Raw genomic sequence first — 3,546 nt, 5'->3', positions numbered from 1 at the left:
GGGCGCTTCGGCAACGCGGCGAGGTGCGGTGCCAGGCCGCGCGACCCGGGCGGGCATAGTGAAAGGACCCCTGAGTTCGCGCAGCGTGATCCGTCCCGTCATGGGAGCGCTCCCAGTGGTATGAGGTCGCCCCTCGGGGTTTCCGAGGGGCGAGTGTTCGAGATGCTGAACAACGTTCAGGGAGTTGCCACTGTGCAGGGAACGTAGGGCAGCGTTCCGGAAGCGTCAATCCCTCACGCACCGCACCGGGGCGCTCGCGCTCAGCAGCTCGACCTGCCCGCATGGAGGGCGAGAGCGGTGTTCGCGCCGAGGGTGGCGGTGAACTGGCCACTGGAGTTCACGGTCACGGTCGTGTTGTTCTGCACGTCGCAGTACGTCCCCGCCGGCAGCGAGGTCTGGTAGGTCCGGCTCAGTGAGCCCGACTCGTGGTTGATGGCCACGAAGCCCTTGCTCCCCCGCCCGAACGCGATGGCGTCGCCCCCGTTGTCCCACCAGTTGGTGACGGCCTCACCGCGTGTGGCGTTGCGAAAGCCGACCATCGACTTGATCTCCGGCCAGTTGTGCTGGCACTTCCAGCCGTCCTGCCAGCAGGCGTTCACCTGGCCGCCGCTCGGCGGGCCGGCGTCGTGGTCGGTGAACTCGTAGCCGGAGTTGATGTCCGGGGCGCCGTAGGGCCAGGCGAGCATGAAGACGTTGGCGAGGGTGTAGTTGGCGTTGTCCTTGTAACTGAGGGTCGAGCCGTTGCGCTCGGTGTCGTGGTTGTCGACGAAGACACCGGAGACGCCGCTGCTCATGTAGCCCCAGCCCTCGCCGTAGTTCTTCAGATAGGCGAGGTTCTCGTTGTTGAAGACCCGCTTGAGGTCATAGGCGTAGCGGAACTCCTGGACGTCGCCGTTGCCCGTGTACTCGGTGGGCTGGACGGCCTCGCCGGAGCCGAAGATGACCTCCTGCTTCCAGTACACCGACGGGCTGCTCAGCCGGGACTTGATGTTCGCCAGGTCGGCCGTGTCCATGTGCTTGGCCGCGTCGATACGGAAGCCGTCCACGCCGAGGGAGAGCAGGTCGTTCATGTACCCGGCGATCGCCCCGCGGACGTAGTCCTCGCCGGTGTCGAGGTCGGACAGGCCCACCAGTTCGCAGTGCTGGACGTTCCAGCGGTCCTGGTAGTTGGTGATCCGGGAGGTGCAGTCGTCGAAGTCGTTGGAGGAGTACAGCCCGGGATAGGTGTACTTCGTGTACGACGAGCCGCCGGTCCCGGTGCCGCCGCCGGCCGACATGTGGTTGATGACCGTGTCGGCGACGACCTTCACACCGGCCGCGTGGCAGGTGTTCACCATGTTCCGGAAGGCCGTGCGGTCGCCGAGCCGGCCGGCGATCTTGTAGCTGACCGGCTGGTACGACGTCCACCACTGGGAGCCCTGTATGTGCTCGGCGGGCGGGGAGACCTGGACGTAGCCGTAGCCGGCGGGCCCGAGGGTGTTGGTGCACTCGCGGGCGACGGAGGCGAAGTTCCACTCGAAGAGGACGGCGGTGACGTCCTTGGTGCCAGGTGGGGAGGCCTGTGCACTGGTCGGGTTCATGACAACCGAAGCCGCGGTGAGCGCGACGGCGGAGGCGAGGAATCTGCGTGCCATGTGGGGTTTCCTTCTTCGTTGAAGGTTCTTGCTGCAAGGTTCAGAAACCTTGCGGTGACGCAGATGTTAAAGGCCCGCCACCCGAAAGGGCAGCGGGCCGTACGAAATTCAAAGGAAAATCAGGCGGTGATCGCGGTGGTCCACCACACCGTGGTGTCGGCCGGCACCTTCGCCTCGTCGTCGACCTCGACGATCTCGCCGCTCGCGACCAGCACCCGGCCGTAGGCCGGCATCGCCACCGACTCCCCGGTGGTGTTCGCGACGCACACGAACTCCCCGCGCCGGAAGGCGAGCACACCCTCGGGCGCCCGCAGCCACTCCACGGACGTGCCGGCGCCGAGGTCGGGCTGCTCGCGGCGCACGGCGAGCGCGACCCGGTACAGCTCCAGCGTCGAGCCGGGCTCCCCGGTCTGCGCCTCGACACTCAGCTCGCCCCACCCGTCCGGCTGCGGCAGCCAGCTACCGCCGTCACCGAAGCCGTACGACGACCCGGCCCGGGTCCACGGGATCGGCACCCGGCACCCGTCGCGGAAGCCGTCCTGGCCGGCGCCCCGGAAGTACGCCGGGTCCTGACGCACCTCGTCCGGCAGGTCGACGACGTCGGGCAGCCCGAGCTCCTCGCCCTGGTAGACGTAGGCCGAGCCGGGCAGCGCCAGCATGAGCAGGCTCGCGGCCCGGGCCCTGCGCAGCCCCAGTTCCCGGTCGCCGGCCAGCCGGATCTGGGTGCCGAGGCCGGGCGGGTTGGCGAAGCGGGTGGCGTGCCGGGTCACGTCGTGGTTGGACAGCACCCAGGTGGCGGGGGCTCCGACCGGGCGCATGGCGTCCAGGGTGCGGTCGATGACCTCGCGCATCTCCTCGGCGTCCCAGTGGGTGCTGAGGTACTGGAAGTTGAACGCCTGGTGCAGCTCGTCCGGGCGGACGTAGTGGGCGGTGCGCTCGATGGTCGGCGTCCAGGCCTCCGCGACGAAGATCCTCTCCCCCGCGTACTCGTCGAGGATGAGCCGCCACTGCCGGTAGATCTCGTGCACGCCCTCCTGGTCGAAGAACGGCATGACATCGTTGCCCAGCAGCTTCACCTGGTCGTGGGATCCGAGGTCGGGCAGCCCTTCAGCCTTCACCAGGCCATGGGCGACGTCGATGCGGAAGCCGTCGACGCCGATGTCCAGCCAGAAGCGCAGGATGGAGCGGAACTCGTCGCCGACCGCCGGGTGCTCCCAGTTGAAGTCGGGCTGCTCGGGGGCGAAGAGGTGCAGGTACCACTCCCCGGGCGTGCCGTCGGGTTCGGTGACCCGGGTCCACGCCGGGCCGCCGAAGATCGACTCCCAGTCGTTGGGGGGCAGTTCGCCGTTCTCCCCCTTGCCGGGACGGAAGTGGTAGCGCTCCCGCAGCGGGGAGCCCGGGCCCTCGGCGACGGCCCGCTTGAACCACTCGTGCTGGTCGGAGGAGTGGTTCGGGACCAGGTCGACGATGATCCGCAGGCCCAGTGCGTGGGCGTCGCGGATCAGCGCGTCGGCGTCCAGGAGGTTGCCGAACATGGGGTCGACGGCCCGGTAGTCGGCGACGTCGTAGCCGGCGTCGGCCTGCGGCGAGGCGTAGAAGGGGCTGAGCCACACGGCGTCCACGCCGAGGTCGCGCAGATACGGCAGACGGGTGCGGACACCTTCCAGGTCGCCCATGCCGTCGCCGTCGCTGTCGGCGAAGCTGCGCGGGTACACCTGGTAGATCACCGCGTCCCGCCACCAGTCGCGGCGCTTGGCGACGGCCGTCGCGGAAGTCGGGGTCGGGGCGGCTGAGTGCTGCTGGCTCATGTCGTCCTTGGTGCGTCACAGGATGTCGGTCATGGAAGGCGTGGGCGGGGTATTGGGGCGGCCGCGGCACAGCGGGGTCGGATGGGCACCACGGCCGCCCACCC

2 protein-coding genes are annotated in these 3,546 nt (G+C 68.9%); both read right to left on the bottom strand.

Annotated features, from left to right (window positions below):
• Positions 1 to 260: 260 nt before the first annotated feature.
• Positions 261 to 1,634, bottom strand: a complete 1,374-nt coding sequence (locus ACFTZL_RS42750) for an alpha-amylase family protein (protein WP_382595375.1) — start codon at positions 1,632 to 1,634, stop codon at positions 261 to 263.
• Between the two features lie 119 nt (positions 1,635 to 1,753).
• Positions 1,754 to 3,442 (bottom strand): glycoside hydrolase family 13 protein, encoded by a 1,689-nt coding sequence (locus ACFTZL_RS42745; protein ID WP_382595373.1) that lies wholly within the window; start codon positions 3,440 to 3,442, stop codon positions 1,754 to 1,756.
• Positions 3,443 to 3,546: the final 104 nt, after the last annotated feature.

Origin of the sequence: Streptomyces sp. NPDC056948, assembly GCF_042674225.1 — a bacterium.
In the GTDB taxonomy this organism is placed as follows: domain Bacteria; phylum Actinomycetota; class Actinomycetes; order Streptomycetales; family Streptomycetaceae; genus Streptomyces; species Streptomyces purpurascens.
This window is presented reverse-complemented; position numbering and strand designations above follow the sequence as displayed.